21 protein-coding genes are annotated in these 14,183 nt (G+C 62.2%); 8 read left to right on the top strand and 13 right to left on the bottom strand.

Annotated features, from left to right (window positions below; genetic code table 11):
• The first annotated feature begins 8 nt into the window (after positions 1 to 8).
• From ABIE00_RS14440 to ABIE00_RS14430, 3 genes are all read left to right on the top strand, one after another.
• Positions 9 to 518 carry a MarR family winged helix-turn-helix transcriptional regulator gene (locus ABIE00_RS14440; protein ID WP_354261361.1) on the top strand — a complete coding sequence of 170 codons (510 nt, stop codon included), beginning with the start codon at positions 9 to 11 and terminating at the stop codon, positions 516 to 518.
• Positions 519 to 895: 377 nt separating this feature from the next.
• The gene (locus tag ABIE00_RS14435) at positions 896 to 1,108 is read left to right on the top strand and encodes a DUF4177 domain-containing protein (RefSeq protein ID WP_306923111.1); all 213 of its coding nucleotides are present in this window, start codon (positions 896 to 898) and stop codon (positions 1,106 to 1,108) included.
• 68 nt (positions 1,109 to 1,176) lie between these two features.
• Positions 1,177 to 1,626: a nucleoside deaminase gene (locus tag ABIE00_RS14430; protein WP_354261359.1), complete on the top strand. Its 450-nt coding sequence runs from the start codon at positions 1,177 to 1,179 to the stop codon at positions 1,624 to 1,626.
• Positions 1,627 to 1,766: 140 nt separating this feature from the next.
• Here the strand turns inward: ABIE00_RS14430 and ABIE00_RS14425 are convergent, their stop codons facing one another.
• The 3 genes from ABIE00_RS14425 to ABIE00_RS14415 form a co-directional block, all read right to left on the bottom strand.
• Entirely contained in the window at positions 1,767 to 1,976 is a 210-nt protein-coding gene (locus ABIE00_RS14425) for a hypothetical protein (protein WP_354261357.1), read from the bottom strand.
• 159 nt (positions 1,977 to 2,135) lie between these two features.
• Positions 2,136 to 3,026, bottom strand: a complete 891-nt coding sequence (locus tag ABIE00_RS14420; RefSeq protein ID WP_354261355.1) for a DNA/RNA non-specific endonuclease — start codon at positions 3,024 to 3,026, stop codon at positions 2,136 to 2,138.
• Positions 3,027 to 3,160: 134 nt separating this feature from the next.
• Positions 3,161 to 3,598, bottom strand: coding sequence for a DUF5956 family protein (locus tag ABIE00_RS14415; protein WP_502914218.1), 438 nt, complete (start codon positions 3,596 to 3,598; stop codon positions 3,161 to 3,163).
• 515 nt (positions 3,599 to 4,113) lie between these two features.
• Between ABIE00_RS14415 and ABIE00_RS14410 the strand changes: the two genes are divergently transcribed.
• Together ABIE00_RS14410 and ABIE00_RS14405 are read left to right on the top strand one after the other, a co-directional pair.
• Positions 4,114 to 4,332, top strand: a complete 219-nt coding sequence (locus ABIE00_RS14410; protein WP_354261351.1) for a hypothetical protein — start codon at positions 4,114 to 4,116, stop codon at positions 4,330 to 4,332.
• Between the two features lie 42 nt (positions 4,333 to 4,374).
• The gene (locus ABIE00_RS14405) at positions 4,375 to 4,650 is read left to right on the top strand and encodes a hypothetical protein (protein WP_354261349.1); all 276 of its coding nucleotides are present in this window, start codon (positions 4,375 to 4,377) and stop codon (positions 4,648 to 4,650) included.
• A gap of 119 nt (positions 4,651 to 4,769) precedes the next feature.
• Here ABIE00_RS14405 and ABIE00_RS14400 read toward each other — a convergent pair whose 3' ends face one another.
• A complete protein-coding gene (locus ABIE00_RS14400) occupies positions 4,770 to 4,955 on the bottom strand; it encodes a hypothetical protein (protein WP_354261347.1) in 186 nt (61 codons plus the stop codon).
• 56 nt (positions 4,956 to 5,011) lie between these two features.
• Between ABIE00_RS14400 and ABIE00_RS14395 the strand changes: the two genes are divergently transcribed.
• Complete coding sequence (locus ABIE00_RS14395) at positions 5,012 to 5,698, top strand: helicase associated domain-containing protein (protein WP_354263365.1); 687 nt, start codon at positions 5,012 to 5,014, stop codon at positions 5,696 to 5,698.
• Positions 5,699 to 6,016: 318 nt separating this feature from the next.
• On the opposite strand, the gene ABIE00_RS14390 is transcribed toward ABIE00_RS14395, so the two are convergent.
• The 3 genes from ABIE00_RS14390 to ABIE00_RS14380 form a co-directional block, all read right to left on the bottom strand.
• Positions 6,017 to 6,436, bottom strand: coding sequence for a hypothetical protein (locus tag ABIE00_RS14390; protein ID WP_354261345.1), 420 nt, complete (start codon positions 6,434 to 6,436; stop codon positions 6,017 to 6,019).
• Between the two features lie 335 nt (positions 6,437 to 6,771).
• Positions 6,772 to 7,377: a hypothetical protein gene (locus ABIE00_RS14385; RefSeq protein ID WP_354261343.1), complete on the bottom strand. Its 606-nt coding sequence runs from the start codon at positions 7,375 to 7,377 to the stop codon at positions 6,772 to 6,774.
• Positions 7,378 to 7,505: 128 nt separating this feature from the next.
• Positions 7,506 to 7,937: a DUF3592 domain-containing protein gene (locus ABIE00_RS14380; protein WP_354261341.1), complete on the bottom strand. Its 432-nt coding sequence runs from the start codon at positions 7,935 to 7,937 to the stop codon at positions 7,506 to 7,508.
• 175 nt (positions 7,938 to 8,112) lie between these two features.
• On the opposite strand from ABIE00_RS14380, the gene ABIE00_RS14375 reads away from it, so the two are divergent.
• The gene (locus ABIE00_RS14375) at positions 8,113 to 8,544 is read left to right on the top strand and encodes a LexA family protein (protein ID WP_354261339.1); all 432 of its coding nucleotides are present in this window, start codon (positions 8,113 to 8,115) and stop codon (positions 8,542 to 8,544) included.
• Positions 8,545 to 8,553: 9 nt separating this feature from the next.
• The gene (locus ABIE00_RS14370; protein WP_354261337.1) at positions 8,554 to 9,852 is read left to right on the top strand and encodes a Y-family DNA polymerase; all 1,299 of its coding nucleotides are present in this window, start codon (positions 8,554 to 8,556) and stop codon (positions 9,850 to 9,852) included.
• 36 nt (positions 9,853 to 9,888) lie between these two features.
• Here ABIE00_RS14370 and ABIE00_RS14365 read toward each other — a convergent pair whose 3' ends face one another.
• The 6 genes from ABIE00_RS14365 to ABIE00_RS14340 form a co-directional block, all read right to left on the bottom strand.
• Complete coding sequence (locus ABIE00_RS14365) at positions 9,889 to 10,287, bottom strand: hypothetical protein (protein WP_354261335.1); 399 nt, start codon at positions 10,285 to 10,287, stop codon at positions 9,889 to 9,891.
• A gap of 10 nt (positions 10,288 to 10,297) precedes the next feature.
• On the bottom strand, positions 10,298 to 10,468 hold the full coding sequence (locus tag ABIE00_RS14360; RefSeq protein WP_354261333.1) for a hypothetical protein: 171 nt from the start codon (positions 10,466 to 10,468) through the stop codon (positions 10,298 to 10,300).
• Entirely contained in the window at positions 10,465 to 10,650 is a 186-nt protein-coding gene (locus tag ABIE00_RS14355; protein WP_354261330.1) for a hypothetical protein, read from the bottom strand. Before ABIE00_RS14355 ends, ABIE00_RS14360 begins: the two co-directional genes overlap by 4 nt.
• Positions 10,651 to 10,796: 146 nt before the next feature.
• Complete coding sequence (locus tag ABIE00_RS14350) at positions 10,797 to 11,243, bottom strand: hypothetical protein (RefSeq protein WP_354261329.1); 447 nt, start codon at positions 11,241 to 11,243, stop codon at positions 10,797 to 10,799.
• A 609-nt stretch (positions 11,244 to 11,852) separates the two neighbouring features.
• Complete coding sequence (locus ABIE00_RS14345; protein ID WP_354261327.1) at positions 11,853 to 12,614, bottom strand: hypothetical protein; 762 nt, start codon at positions 12,612 to 12,614, stop codon at positions 11,853 to 11,855.
• A gap of 603 nt (positions 12,615 to 13,217) precedes the next feature.
• Positions 13,218 to 13,763, bottom strand: a complete 546-nt coding sequence (locus ABIE00_RS14340) for a hypothetical protein (protein WP_354261325.1) — start codon at positions 13,761 to 13,763, stop codon at positions 13,218 to 13,220.
• Between the last annotated feature and the right edge of the window lie 420 nt (positions 13,764 to 14,183).

Genomic DNA, 14,183 nt, shown 5'->3' with positions numbered 1-14,183 from the left:
CTGTAAGGATGACTGATTCCCGCGCCCTCAACCATCTCGCAGAAGATGACCTCACGACGTGGGCGGCCCTTGCGACGGTATTGGAGTGGTTGCCGTCCGCCCTCGACGCCCCGCTGGTCCGCGATTTCGATCTCACACACTTCGAGTACGGCATCCTTTTCGCACTGGCTAACGCGCCGGACCATACGCTTAGGATGACCGTTCTGGCCAGCTATGCAAACAGCTCGCTCTCACGGCTGTCCCGAGCCGTGTCGCGGATTGAGAGCCGGGGTTTGGTCCAGCGCACTCGAGACCCCTTGGACGGGCGGTCGACCCTGGCCACCCTGACCGAGGCCGGGCTGTGCGTGTTCGAAAAAGCCACTCCCGTGCAAACTCACACAGTCACAGAATTAGTCCTCGAGCCGCTCACAAAAGCCCAACGAGGTCAGTTGCGTGAGATAAGTCTGCGGATACAGCGGGCCATCCGGGAGCAGGAGGGATGGCAGCCGCCACGACCCTTCTCCTCCGACACTGACTAGCGAGTTGAGCGTGACTCAGGCCGCGGGGTCTCTGCTGGACGAGTCTGCCGGCTGGGTGGTACAACGCGGAGATGCCCGACCATGTTGACCAGCACTGGACGGTTTCCGGGGAATCATGTTTTGCGCCCACAAGCCGGTCGATCACTGTGCCGAGGGAGCCGGCTGACGCAGTCCCCGCCGTTGCTGGCCGAGACCATGTGCGTAATACCCGCACAATCAAAGGCACGATGACGGGGGGATTACTGCAACCATGTCCTCATGATGACTGGATCGCTGCGATTCATACCTCCGCTCACGCCCCGAGGAGCCCCGGGGAGCGTCCGGACCCATCGCGTAGCATTGCTGCCAGTTGACCGGCAACGGAAGGGAGCAGCGCCATGCAGCAGTACGTCGTCATACAGGTAATCCTCAAAGAGAAACTGTGGGGAACAGGTTCGGGCAACCTGACCTCCCTGGAGAAGGCCATTAACGATCAGGCCGCGAAAGGCTACCGGCTCCACACCATCACCACCGCGAGTAGTGGGAGCAAGGGAATGATTGGCGGCGGTGATCGCATCCAGGCAACGATGGTGTTCGAGCGCCTCGGATAATTGCCGAGGCGAAACGATCTCCGGGTGGCGAAGCTGGCGTAAATCGACCAATATCCTAGTCTTTAGCTATGACAGACCACGGATTCGAAGCGGCTTACCGGGCCGCGCAGAAAAGTCTCGGCGAAGGCGGCATTCCGATTGGCGCCTCCTTGGTACGGGCGGGCCAGGTCATAGCCACCGGGCATAATGAGCGAGTGCAACAAGGCGACCCGATTGCGCACGGGGAGATGTCTGCGCTCAGGGCAGCCGGACGCCAGGGCAGCTACCGCGACACGGTGCTCTATACAACGCTCGCACCGTGCGCCATGTGCACAGGAACCATTATCCAGTTCAAGATCCCGAAGGTTGTTGTGGGGGAAGCCCGGACGTTTCCCGGCGAATTCGATCTCCTCCGATCCCGTGGAGTGGAAGTGGTTGTGCTGGATGACCAACGTTGCGTCGACATGATGCGCAGCTTCCAACGTGATCACGCAGAACTTTGGGCCGAGGACATCGCCGAGCACGATGAGGCCACTTAGGAAAGCGTCCCACCACGCGGTGGTCCTTCCCGGGCTGTCCGCCCAGGCTCGTTGCAAGTACATGGCTCGTGACCCAGCTGGGTGGACGTTCCGGGCATGAAGGGCGTGAGGGCTGTTGGACGGTCAAACGGCCGCAACAGCTATTCGTCGCGCCGGGCCCATGTGTAGGGGTTTGGCTTGCGTCCTCCACGCCGGCCCTGCTCGTACCCCTGCTGCCATGCCTTCCCGACAGCGGACACCAGGTCAGCGAGCAAGGGATAGTAGGGATGGTCCGGACCGATATAGATCATTTCTTCGGCAGCCCGGTCCACAGTGGCGCGGACCTGGTCCTCACTTGCAGGACCGGTCATGGTTCCGCCCTTCTTCAATGGAGCTTTTGCTCCACCTCGAAATTAACGTGGGCCCGCGGGAAGTGTCCATGGTTGCCAGCCAAGGACCGAACTTGGACCCACAAGGACCCGTGTTCAACGCGCAACAGGCACGATCTCAACGGCTTGCAGCGTAGCGGGTCATTCTCCGAGGTCGAAGTCCAGGTCCAGGTCTTCGGGGGCGTGGATTTCACGCCAGGTCGACCCCACGCGGGCTGCACCGAGAGTTGCGGCGATGGGCATCCGGTCCACCTCCATCAGCTGGTCCAGGTCCAGGCCGGTCAGCTCAGCGATGTCCCTGATGGGTGTCTGGAAGGTCCTGAACGGACCCAGCGGAGGGACGTCCTCCGTAACCCCAGGGCGCGGCACATCAGGAAGCTGGGCCAGCTGCGGGGTCTGGTCCACGACGTACCCGGTGGCCGCCAGCTCGCCCTCGTGAATGAACGCGGCGACCTTGAAGTAGCGCAGCGGGATGTCCACGCCCCGGTACACCGGATCGAGAGCGTTGAAGATCGGACCGGTGAAAACAACAATCCGGCTGCGGTACTGGGCAGCGTGTTCCTGAAGGTGGTCCTCGATACCCAGCCACAGTTCCATACCCTGGTTGAACTTGGCCTGCGGCGCGGCGTTCGTGTAGTGGAAGGTGTCCTCGTTGGCCAGCTCGGCTTCGGCCACGGTGTCGCCCCATACCGCCGAGGACCTGCGCACCAGGTGGCCGCGGTCGATGTCATTCCGGGCGTAGACCCGCTCACCCGTCTGCTGGTCCGCAGGCAGCCGGGGATCCAGCTTCCAGGGGATTCCGGCGCGGTCCAGGTCCATGAGCGTGCCGCCGTCGATGCCCACCCCGGTGACGGCGGCCAGGCGCTTGTCCAGGCGCATCAGCACTGAGAAGTGCGTGTACGGCAGCAGGACGGTCTTCACTCCTGCAAGCCCAGGCAACGGAACGTGCTGGCCCAGGAAGCCCTCGTCGAAGCCTTTCCGGACCACGTAGTCTTTCGCAGCCACCGTCATGTCCTGCAGCAGTTCGTCCATGGCCGGACACTACCAGTGACAGGTGACAGACCGATGAAGGGTTGGTGGACACCGGCTACCGCAGGGCCGCGCGCGCAGCCCTTTCTGAGTGGCGCATTGGACAGTAAAGCCCAGATCTGAGCCGCTCCGGCTGCTCAGTTCCCCTTGGAGTAGAAGTCGCGGAGAACTGCAGCAAAAATGGGCCGCAGATGTTTTGGGTCGACGGTACCGTCTGCAGCCCGAAGAACGGCAGCGTCGACATCCTCCAGGAAGGTTTCGGGTGATGCATGGCTGTCCGGAACGCGAATCATCCAGACGTAGCCCCTGGGCCGCGGTGGGAGGTCGGCTTCCCTGAGATACATGTCGAAGTCATCGTCGACACCTTGCCGGTCGGCAGAGGTGAAGGGTTCCTCGAAAGGCGTCCGCTCACCCGCCCCCTCGGTGTAGCCGGTCACCGTTCTGCCGGCGTCAGAAGAAGGGTGACGACGCAAGTTATCTTCGCCGGCTGCCCAGGCCATCAAGGCTCCCCAGCCGTTCTCTGCCAGTTTCACCCATGATGCTGACGGCCCGGCCTCCGGGACGTCACTCCACATGGTCACTCCTTGCCGGCCGCGTTGCGCGTGCCCTGACACCACAATTGCAGGGCCACGCAGGGTCACGCTAGGGACCCAATCCCTTTGTGCGGGCGTTGAAGTGGGCTTGGCCGGCACAAACAGCCGGGCTCAGCCCCCAGGGCACGGTCCGGGGGGTGGCTCCGGCACCCGGATGCCGATACGCTGCGGGCATGGGGTTCCGTGGGGGGAAACGCGTCCGCGGCATTGCACTGTTACTGGTCCTTGCCAGCTCGGCTGGTGCCTTGGGCGCCTGCGCTTACACGGATGACGAGGCAGGAATTGCGACCGCTTCACCGCCCGTCACGTCCCGGCCGGCCCCACCTCCTCCGCCCACAGCTGATCCCGCCCTTGGCAAGGAACAGGCAGGCAACCAGTCGCAACTGGACCAAATCCTCGGCCCGAGACCTTCCAGCCTCGTTCTGGGCGGTTCGGGTTCACTTGGCGGCGACGGGCACCGCACCTCGCTGCCCGGCATATCTAAGGGACGCTACAGGGTGACCTCTGCATGCGTCGGCGTTACGGATGCAGCTCTGCTCATCGCGCAGCCCGACCGCAGAGGAGGATCAAGCCGCGAACTCGCCCTCAAGTGCGGAACAGCCAGGAGCATGACCGTGAACCTCGAGGTCGGCCGGGTCTTCGCTCATCTGGTACCCATGACGACCGAGCGGGGCAGCGCGGCCGTCGCCGGCTTCTGGATGGTCCCGGCACCATAGACGAGTCACATCCGCCAAGGCACTATCAGAAGGGAGACAAGCGTGCACCTCAAACATCTTTTTCACTGTAAGACCAAAGGCTCAGGCAGTTCCGCACCCGAAATTCCCGGCCGGTGCGAGGCGAACGCCCCGCCGGCGCAGACCGAGGACCTGCAGAAGGCCTGGGCTGAACTGACCGAAGCCGCCCAGGGCTCCAAGGTGATGAGCTTCCACGCCTGCACCCGCACGGGGACCCCATGGGCCCAGGATCCGGCGTCCGTCCGCGCCGTGGCCGAGATACTCCGTGAATACCCTGCGAACGGCCAGCAGACTAACTAGAAGACTTCGCGACTCATGGCCGGGCGCACACAGTGGGAGCCGTCGCGGGACCACGGTCCCATCGGACACTTGACAGCCTGGCGGGCAACACCGAGTGGGCCGCAGTCCCCAGACGTCTCCTAGCTGGCGTTCTTGGCGCCCTGCCTGCTCGTGGCCAGGAAGGTAGCCACTCCGAGAACCAATGACGTAGCTAGAACAGCTGGCAACGGGATGTTTCCATTCACCCACGATGCAAGCAGCGAAACTGCCGTCACCGAAAGGCCCGCGAAAACGGCGAAGGTCCTGCTTTTGATTGTTTTCCCCATGATGGGAGCCTAGCGGCATTCGCGTTCATCGGCATGGCAGGATGGTTGCCGTGACCATGAAGAAGCGGGGGAGGGCGCCGAATCAGGAGTGGGTGCTGATGTACCGGAAAGGGCTCAGCCGGGACCGGATCGCCAGCCTTGTCGAGGCCGCACCGTCGACGGTGAATTACCACCTGAGGGTAGCCCTTGCTCTTGAACCGAAGCTGCAGGCCGAGCATGAGGCGGCCACCGGAACGAAACTGGCCCACATCACTGCTCAGGGCGTGGAGCGCATGCAGCAGTTGGTTTTCCTGGTCCAGGAAACAGGTTTGTATCCATCCCGGTACTCCTCAAGCGACAATGAACGAACACTTGCGGCGTGGCTGCAGCGGAGGCGGGAGGACGCCCGGGCCGGAACCCTCGCCTCCGAGTACCGGGACGGCCTTGCCGTCCTGCCGGGCTGGGAAACTCCGCCGCGTGCGGAGGCTGACGAAGCGAGGTGGCATCAGCGGCTCGCGGATCTGGCCGCATACCGGGCCGCCGGCAATGACTGGCCGCGGCACAAGGCAATCATCACTGGCGAAGAGCACGACCTGGGCGTCTGGCTGCATTCCCAGCGGTACAAGGCCCGCCGCGGAGAGCTGGCCGCTGACAAGGCCGAGGCCCTGGACGGAACCGTCCCCGGCTGGCGGGCCGGCCGACGGCGCGGCAGAAGACCAAGGCCAACTCACGAACCACCCACAGGAGCCGGTTCAGGAGCCTGACCGCGGGGCTGTTCGCTTTAGGCTCGCCGCCGTTTCCGTCTGCGATCCGGGCCTGTTCTCATAGTGCAGGAAGCTGTGACGGTTCCAAGTCCAACCCGCACTTCGCCTTATGCCGGCGACGTAAAATTGGAACCGGCCGGCGGCGGACCGTCGCGCTGGTGTCCCCCATGCCAGCCGACGCCCAGCTCCGTCGTCGGTCCCATGCCTCCCGCCGCTGTCTGTCCTTCTACCGCAGCACTGTCATCAGGAGAACGCCTGGGGCGCTCGACAGCACCCAGAACGTGACAAGCTCAAAGTCGTCGTGGTCCACTTCAGTCCCTAGTCACGCTGCATCTGAATGGTGATCTCGTAGGAGTCTGATCCCTCTGCGGACTCTTCGATGCAGAGTGACTCTCTGCTTGCTCCGTCAGACTCGGTACTGATGCAGCCCATATACCGTCCCAGTGCCGGGCCGTCCGAATTGGACTTCATGCCGAATCGGTCTGCTGCCTCTTCCAGGCTGACCTTGTGATCCACGGACCACCGGGCGGACAAACGCAGGCATGATGTGTCGATGGAGAGACATCCTGGATCGACCTTGGGGTCGTGGCGGAATACCTCGACCCAGTCATCCTCCGGTAGGTTGTCAGCCCGGGCGATCATTTCGCTGGCCTTCTCCGCCTGGGTGCCTCCGCCGCCATTGATCTCCTGGGCGAGGGCGGAGCATCCCACGAATCCAAGAATGCAGAGCAGGGTCACCGCCAGTGCGATTCCACCGAGTATCCAGCCAAGCTTGCTCTTCTTCTGCGGCGGAGGCCCCTGCCACCCTGGCTGTGGTGGTCCGTGGTAGGGCTGTTGCGGATACTGACCCTGGCGAGTGTGGGGCGGTTGAGGTGGGTAAGGTGGCTGGTGCTGTTGGTACGGGTCCATTCCGTATCCTCTCTGGTTTGAATTACTTGCGCCTCGTGCTGGCGGCAAACCTGTCAGGCTGCCGTCACCCAGCAGCGGGAATCGCAGGACAGTGTGGCCGAGTATCGTGCGGCCGCCCTTTTGGTGAAGCACGTTGTTCAGGTGATGCTTCGGGTCACTCCCGGTCAGGCGGGGCTGACATGCACAATGATGACCTGGACGTCCTTGGCGCCGTCGTAGCGAAGGTCGTAGGTGATGTCGAGCCCCGTCGATGTGCCAGGTCCGAGGGCGAAGTCGCCCTTGTCCTCTGGTCGGCTGGACATGGACTCGATCCAGCGCTCTGCTGATTCACTGGAGATGCCGTAGCGGTCCACGCCGTCACGAATCAGCGCGGTGAAGTCCTCCAACGACTTTGCCGTGAGGAAGTACGTGACCTCACTGAACTCGGATCTGTTGTTCATGCCGTTGAGCCGCAGCCGGTCGGTGGTGGCGCTGATGCTCCCACGGGGCCCTTCGATATTCAGCTCCATGACGCCATCACGCATCAGGACGTCCGGCGCCTGGCTTGTATCGTTCTCCAGGCCGACGCTCTCCTTCGTGAGCCGTCCCGAGGTCATATTCAGCCGGGCGGATTTGGACGCCTTGATTTGTGCGATGCCGGCTTTATCCAGGCGGGCGTAGCCGTCGGCGGCCGCCGTGGCTGTAGTGGTAGCGTCAGCCCCTCCGTAGGCAACGACGCAGCCGGTGAGCAGCAGCGGAATGAGCAGTAACGACGCGGCAAAGCCCTTCATTCTTATCCCCCAAATGAGTGTGTAACGGTCAAGTCAGTAAACCATCTGCCCGGGATGACCAGAGATGGCTCTGAGGACATCCATGGCGTTCCACGGCAGCCGATGCGCGTTGGCAGGGCCAATGCAGACTAGCCGAGCGGGAAAATGCCGATGAACCAGAATGAGGCGACGGCGAAGACGCCGAAGAACGCAATTAGGCATCCCATGGCGGTACGCGGCTCTGAGGACACCTGAAGGGATTCCTGTGGATTGGCGGGGTTGTAGGCCACCTCGATCACGGATCCAGGTAAGGGCTGCTCGACGAGGGAGATTTCGGACTTGCCCCTGAAGAGGGTGCCCTGCGGATCGGTGAACTGGTAGGTGGGGTAGTGGCGGAGGTTTCGACTGGAGCTGCCCACGCCGCTGGTCCAGCCCGTGGTGCTGCCGGTCACGGTGGCCGACGCCTTGGGCCATTCCACCATCAGCTGTGACTGGCGCCTGGTTCTGCGCCCCGCACGGACCAACGAGAAAATCGCGCCCGCAACGAACAGCGCCCAGACAACGTAAAAAGTGACTCTCATGGCTCCCCCAGGTTCCGGTCATCAAGGAGTATGCCACGTCCTGCGGGCTGCCCCCGGAACGTCCGGTGGCAGGCGCCAGATTGGGGGGCCGGAGTATGATTAATCGAAGACATATTCACATGTGCATAAACCTGCGGAGAACATAGTTTCGATGATCCCCAGGAGGTAGTGGTCGATGAGTGCCATCGTTGTTGCCGCCCTTGACGTGCTGATCTCGGATCTGACAGGACCTCTGTACTGCCCAGTCGCGGTTCCGGCCGGCTTCCCGTCACCCGCCCAGGACTACTTCACGGGACGCATTGATCTGAACAAGCACCTCATCAAAGACATCACGAGCACGTTCCTGGTGAGGGTGGCTGGTGATTCGATGGCCGGCGCCGGCATCGCCGACGGCGACGAGCTCGTTGTCGACAGGTCTCTCACGCCCCTCGACGGCAATGTCGTGGTCGCCATCGTCGACGGAGAACTGACCATCAAGAGGCTTCGGCTTGAACGCGGCCGCGTGAGACTGGCGGCTGAGAACCCGGACTATCCGGACGTGGTGGTCCCGGAGCTTGCAGAGCTCAGCATTTGGGGCGTGGTCACCCGTTGTCTTCATCGCCTCTAGCGGGCCATCATGCGTGACCTGCCGGACGGCCGGGTGGAGCGGACAGCACTCATCGACGTCAACTCGTTCTACGTTTCGTGTGAGCGCGCCTTTGACCCAAAGTTGGAGGGAAGGCCCGTGGTGGTTCTCTCCAACAACGACGGCTGCGTTGTTGCCCGGTCCAATGAAGCCAAGGCCTTGGGCATCGAGAACGGGGATCCCTGGTTCAAGCTCGTAGCTGATGCCCCGCGTACGGGACTCATTCATCGCAGCTCCAATTATGAGCTTTACGGAGATTTGAGTTCGCGCGTCATGGAGCTGATTGGCCGCTACAGCTACCTCGTCGAGGTGTACTCGATCGACGAAGCATTTGCCATGCTGCGCGGAGAACCGCATGACCTGGAGCGCGTGGGGCGGGAAATCAAAGCTGCTGTGGCCAGGCACGTCGGCCTGCCTGTTTGTGTCGGTATTGCCCCGACCAAGACCTTGGCAAAGTTCGTCAACAGGATTGCCAAGCAGAACCCTGCTCTGGGAGGGGTATGCAGCTACGACACGCTTCCTGTGACTCATCGCGACCACATCATGTCCCGGGTCCCGGTGACCGGCATCTGGGGAATTGCCGGGCGGCTGGGCAAGCGGCTCAACGCCCTGGGTATCTTCACGATTGCCGACCTGAAAGCATCTGATCCCGTGGTGATGCGGAAGAAGTTCTCGGTGCTGATGCAGCGCACCATCATGGAGCTGAACGAGATCCCGTGCATTTCCTTAGAGACAGCGATCGCCAGTAAGAAGCAGCTGATCTTTTCGAGGTCGTTCTCCAAGCCGGTGACTAGCGCTGCGAGGATGAACGAGGTGATGGCGATCTACGCCCAGCAGGCAGCAATCCGGCTCGCCAAGGATCATCAGCAGGCCAAGCTGATGTCGTGTTTCGCGGGCACGTCCCACTTCAACGACCGGGTTTCCTCGTTCCCCTCCGCGACCGTGAAGCTGGCTGCTCCGACCGCGGATCCGGTGATCCTGACCAAGGCCGCTGTGGCCGCCCTGGAGGACCGGATCGTCGACGGGGTGCCCTACGCCAGGGCTGGAGTCATGCTCATGGATCTGTCACCTGCCGGCGCCGCACCGCAGCTGCCCGCGTTTGCCACAGCACACGAGGAAAAACACATCGGAGCCCTGCTCGGGGACATCATGGACCGGTTCGGGACAGGCTCCATTGGTCTGGGCCGCGCCGGGATGGTCGAGGCGCCCGATTGGGGTATGAAACGGCTGGCACTTTCTCCGCGGTATACGACGGAGTGGGATGAGCTGCTGGTTGTGAAGGCAGCCTGAAAATTATCAATGAAAAGTCCAACATCCTGTTGGACGCTATTCGACCGGCCGCGACAGGTTCCGGGCTTTGCGGAGCTTCTCGGCGCTGCGTTCTGTGAAGTATCCGGCCCAGCCGGCAAGCAAGGGATAGAGGACCAGCAGGTACATCCACCAGATCTCGCCCAGGATGTGCCATTGACCCGTTATGGCAATCTGGATCAGGCCGTAGATCATTCCGCCAAAGCAGATCGTCATGAGGACTGACAGGAACAGCAGCCCAGCTGAGCTGTTGTACGGCTTGACCAAGCCTCCGCCGTCGTCTTTGCGCACACCGTATTCGGCAGCGGTGTAACCCACCATCTCGCCGTTTTCCGCGCGGCGGTAAATCAACTGATCCTCCGGCCGGGGCGGCACGTAGCCCGGGTCCTGGGGAACGCCTTCGCTTCGCTTACCCATTGATCCTGGCCTACCGCGAGAACGTCTGGAAGAAGCGGACCTTCAGCGTCGTCCAGGTGTCCTGGGCACGCATGACCACTTCCGGCCAGAGGACGTCCGCGATCTTCAGCGGCATGAAACCGGGCTTGCTGCGCAGTGCCTGCATGACGTCAGGGGTCAGTTTCTTCTGCCGCGCGCTCATGAGCTGGAACGCAGGGTCAGGACAGCCCGGGCAGCGAACGCGGCGCCAGCGAGAAAAAGAATGACGGCCGAGACGATGGAGTACCAGACTCCGTTGGAGCTCGTTGCGATGTAGATGCCGATGAGAGAGAAAATAACTGCCCCCAGCGACCAAATGAGCGTTGCTCTTCTGGTGTTATTCATGGTCCCAAGCCTAAAGGACCAAAAACGGGAAGAGTTGTCAGCTGTTCCCGGTGCCGGCGGGTGGGTCCAAGACGCCACGGGGGAACTGGCCTCTACCTGGTGGTGCGCCGGTAACGGTTAGTCCGGAGGATTGACCTCGGGTGCCGCTAGTGCTCCGGCCGGATGGCTTCGACGTCCAGCTCCAATGCGATCTTCTCGTCCTCGGTCTGCGGGCGCACCGCCTTTTCGAACAAGGCAACGCCGGCGACCCAGGCGTCCCAGCGCCCGTCGCTCCTCAAGGGTCCCTCGGATCGGACTGCGGCGGCGATCAGGATGGCCGTCACGACGGCGTCGTAAGGTTTTTTGGCAGTTGTGCAGAACGACCAAATGTCCGGGTATGACGGCTCAATGGTGCCCTGAAGGCGAAACGTCTCGTGGGCTTCGCCAGCGGCTTCGAAGCCATTCAGACGGATGCCCTCCGCATCGTTGAGGATCGGAAGGCCTTGGCCCTTCGGTCCACAGATCGTCACGGAGGAGGCATCGATGATCTTCCTGGCGTCGGCAAGAACTTCCGGTGAGGCGATCAGGCCGGGGAAGTAGTGCGTGTAGCCCATAGGTGCTCCTTGCGGTCCCGTCTGAATATATCGCGATCCGTGTTGCCCGTCTGCGGAGGCAGCGAAAGCCAAGCAGGAATCCAAGGAACTGGGGGAGCAGCACCCCGTCGGACCAGCATCCCGCCGCAGCGACGGGTCGCCCAAGATCGATTGCGGCCAGGTGTACGTGGTCAGCTCGGGAAAGGTCTACCATCCGGCCTCGTGCAACTCTTTGGGCAACGTCTGGGGCGAGAACTCCAGAGGCTGCTGGTCGTCGAGGAGATCAGCGTCGGGCGGAAAGCCTGCGAAGCCTGCGACGAACCCCTTCAGGTTTAGGACCCTTTTCGGCACCGCTACTTCGCCGCGTCCGGGTCCCAGTCATCCGGCGGGTGGTGCTATTCCAGCGCCTCGATCATCCCGCCGAAAACCCGTGTCGCCGGTGGCCGCGGCGATTCCGCGCAACTGTCCTGCCACGTCCCGCCACATACGTGCCATCCATGCCTCAGGGTCAGTGCCGTTCTCGCGAAGGAAGGCGTCCAGCGCAGACTTGGGGTAGACGAGCCGGCCGCCGCGCTTCTTTACGACCGGGCCCTTGCATACGTACTTGAGCCCGCGTGCATGTGCCGTTTACTATTCACGTAACAGTGGGCTTCCCGATAGGCCCTGCAGGATCTCGAGGTCACTGAGCCCCTGTGGCAACTTGCCTAGAACACGGTAGCGCTCCGAATACAGAACTGCTTGTACCGTGCCCCATCTGGTGTGGCGGTTGTCTTGCCAGATCTCCAGCTCACGCCGGTAAAGATCAGGCCGGTTGGGCGCTGCGGCTGCCAGCACCGCCGTCGGAGAGTGCAGGTCCAACTCCGTGGGATCCCCAGCAGGGATCATTTTTCGGACAGGCAGCCAACTGTATTCATACTTCCAGTCATAACCGTCAGGTGCCCCCATGGCCAGCCAAAGCTGAGCGTCGTCGAGGCGCTGACCGTCCCAAAGCGTCACATATTTCAGCCCTGCGGCCCCGGCAGCGTTGCGCTTGGCCGTGTCCCGCTGGCACCACTCGCGGACAGCGATCTTGTAGAACGCAGCGGTCTTGGCCCGCCAGTTTCTAACCACCTGGAGGTCGTGGAGATCCGTGTGGTCGAACCAGTGGCCGCCGTGAGTCCACATGCCATTGAGCTCTATAAAAAGATCGCGTGAGGGAATGAAGAAGTCGCAGCGGTAGGGATACCGCGGATCGACGTGCTGGCGCAGTACGTCACGTTTTCCGAAGTGCCTGATCAGTGCGACATAAAGCGCTTCCTCCGCTGCTGAAGTGCCGAAAGAGTTGTTGGCCCGTTTGGCTGCGGTGATGCGCTTCTGGTGCTCCGGATCGAGCATCTTTAGTGATTGGCTCATACGCCGCTGTTCAGTTTGAGCGTGACTGACAACTCTGTAACGCGCCAGGCTCGTCACCCGCGAGCGTGCCGCGAACTCAACTCCGTTGGTCCTCATGAATGCCGCATGCGCCTCGCGTCTTTCCTGTCTCAGAGACGCATAGAGGACGCCGTACTTTCTTAATGTCGTGGCCCGCGCTTTCGTACCGCGCTCCACGTGGGTCCGGATCATCAGCTCCGACTGACGCGCCCGGTTCGCAGGCAACTTCGAAACGTACTGCACACCGTAGCGTGCCAGATTAGTCTGCCGGGCGATTGCAGCCCGTCTCGCACCGTCCAACCGAGCAATCGCGGGTTGCCGGGCACGGGCCTCACGGCGCTGTGAGGGGTGATCCACGCCGTACCGCAGTCTGGACGTGGCGCGCATTCTGGCCTGCACAACGGGGCTCTGGCTCGGATATGCCACGCCGTAACGGGCACGGGTCGCGGCGGTTTTTCTTCTGCGAAGATCCTCAGCGAAAGCCTTGTCCGACATATGCCGGGCAAAACTGGCCCGTGCTGATTCGGCCAGCGAAGAACCTTGCGAGAAGGTGTATTTACCGCCATAACGTTCCAGGCGCGCCCGCTAACCGGCTTTCTGGAACTCAGCCAACTCAAAGGGGTTGGCCACGCCGTGACTGGCCACCATACCCGCAATCATGTTGCCGCGACGGAATGCCTTATCGGCCGTCGCGAACTCCTCTGCCAGGCCCAGGGCCGCGAAGAGCCGCCGCAAGGTCACGTTGTTATAGCCGGAAAGTCCGAGCAGTTGCAAAGTCGCGATCTTTGATGCCCCTTCTGCGTGCGCGACCAAAGCCACCAAGACCGCAGCTTGATCCAACCGGACGCGAACGTGCTCCACTTTGTACTCGAATCGATCGACCCCTTTTGATGAAGCTCGCAAGGAAGATCCGTGGTAGCCAACATCCACGCCGGTGCGGCCGACAATGTCAGCCTGGCTGAAACCGCGCAGCATCAGGTCCATGGGCGAGCCTTCCGGTTGGAGTGCAGGGTGGTCCAGGTGCTGTGCCCCAACTGCCCGCTGGAACCGTTTTTGGGTCTGATGCGGCTGCGATGTTTTCGGGCGGAGCGCAGCTCGAATGTCCGGCGTCGCCGTCGCAATGTTGACCATCAGCGCAATTTAGCGCCATGGAAACATCGGGTCGAGCATGTGACCCCGGGGCGTTCATCGACCACAAGCCAAATGCTTATGTTCGTAAACGAGGCATTGGGCGAGACAGAAACTGAGCAACGCAGAAGGAAATGAGCCCTCGTTACCAGCTGCATCCGGCTGGTTTACGAACAGAAATTGTCTGCCCGAGAAGTAGTCCTTGGGCTGCCGGAAATATTACCCACAGCCGTCCCCTGAAGGAGGTCGTTTGTGCCTCTCTCGTAGGGGTACGCCTGGCAGCACCACGGCCGGCTGGGCGCGGACGAAATCAAGAGACCGGGGCATGTCAGAGGGGACAGCCGCGCCACCGGAGCTCCAGCGATTCTTGCGGTCGGTACGCCCTGTGATCAGCACCCACTCGGACCTGGGGCGTGCCGCTTG

Origin of the sequence: Arthrobacter sp. OAP107, assembly GCF_040546765.1 — a bacterium.
GTDB lineage: Bacteria > Actinomycetota > Actinomycetes > Actinomycetales > Micrococcaceae > Arthrobacter.
The sequence above is the reverse complement of the archived record's forward strand: the minus strand, read 5'-3'. Positions and strand labels throughout refer to the sequence as shown.

Coding starts and splice junctions, on each gene's coding strand:
- ABIE00_RS14425 (WP_354261357.1), bottom strand. CDS start 1,976: ATGACCGGTCCTGCAAGTGAGGACCAGGTCCGCGCCACTGTGGACCGG.
- ABIE00_RS14395 (WP_354263365.1), top strand. CDS start 5,012: ATGAAGAAGCGGGGGAGGGCGCCGAATCAGGAGTGGGTGCTGATGTAC.
- ABIE00_RS14385 (WP_354261343.1), bottom strand. CDS start 7,377: ATGAAGGGCTTTGCCGCGTCGTTACTGCTCATTCCGCTGCTGCTCACC.
- ABIE00_RS14380 (WP_354261341.1), bottom strand. CDS start 7,937: ATGAGAGTCACTTTTTACGTTGTCTGGGCGCTGTTCGTTGCGGGCGCG.
- ABIE00_RS14440 (WP_354261361.1), top strand. CDS start 9: ATGACTGATTCCCGCGCCCTCAACCATCTCGCAGAAGATGACCTCACG.
- ABIE00_RS14365 (WP_354261335.1), bottom strand. CDS start 10,287: ATGGGTAAGCGAAGCGAAGGCGTTCCCCAGGACCCGGGCTACGTGCCG.
- ABIE00_RS14430 (WP_354261359.1), top strand. CDS start 1,177: ATGACAGACCACGGATTCGAAGCGGCTTACCGGGCCGCGCAGAAAAGT.
- ABIE00_RS14340 (WP_354261325.1), bottom strand. CDS start 13,763: ATGGTCAACATTGCGACGGCGACGCCGGACATTCGAGCTGCGCTCCGC.
- ABIE00_RS14415 (WP_502914218.1), bottom strand. CDS start 3,598: ATGTGGAGTGACGTCCCGGAGGCCGGGCCGTCAGCATCATGGGTGAAA.
- ABIE00_RS14400 (WP_354261347.1), bottom strand. CDS start 4,955: ATGGGGAAAACAATCAAAAGCAGGACCTTCGCCGTTTTCGCGGGCCTT.
- ABIE00_RS14345 (WP_354261327.1), bottom strand. CDS start 12,614: ATGAGCCAATCACTAAAGATGCTCGATCCGGAGCACCAGAAGCGCATC.
- ABIE00_RS14435 (WP_306923111.1), top strand. CDS start 896: ATGCAGCAGTACGTCGTCATACAGGTAATCCTCAAAGAGAAACTGTGG.
- ABIE00_RS14420 (WP_354261355.1), bottom strand. CDS start 3,026: ATGGACGAACTGCTGCAGGACATGACGGTGGCTGCGAAAGACTACGTG.
- ABIE00_RS14375 (WP_354261339.1), top strand. CDS start 8,113: ATGAGTGCCATCGTTGTTGCCGCCCTTGACGTGCTGATCTCGGATCTG.
- ABIE00_RS14350 (WP_354261329.1), bottom strand. CDS start 11,243: ATGGGCTACACGCACTACTTCCCCGGCCTGATCGCCTCACCGGAAGTT.
- ABIE00_RS14370 (WP_354261337.1), top strand. CDS start 8,554: ATGCGTGACCTGCCGGACGGCCGGGTGGAGCGGACAGCACTCATCGAC.
- ABIE00_RS14355 (WP_354261330.1), bottom strand. CDS start 10,650: ATGAATAACACCAGAAGAGCAACGCTCATTTGGTCGCTGGGGGCAGTT.
- ABIE00_RS14360 (WP_354261333.1), bottom strand. CDS start 10,468: ATGAGCGCGCGGCAGAAGAAACTGACCCCTGACGTCATGCAGGCACTG.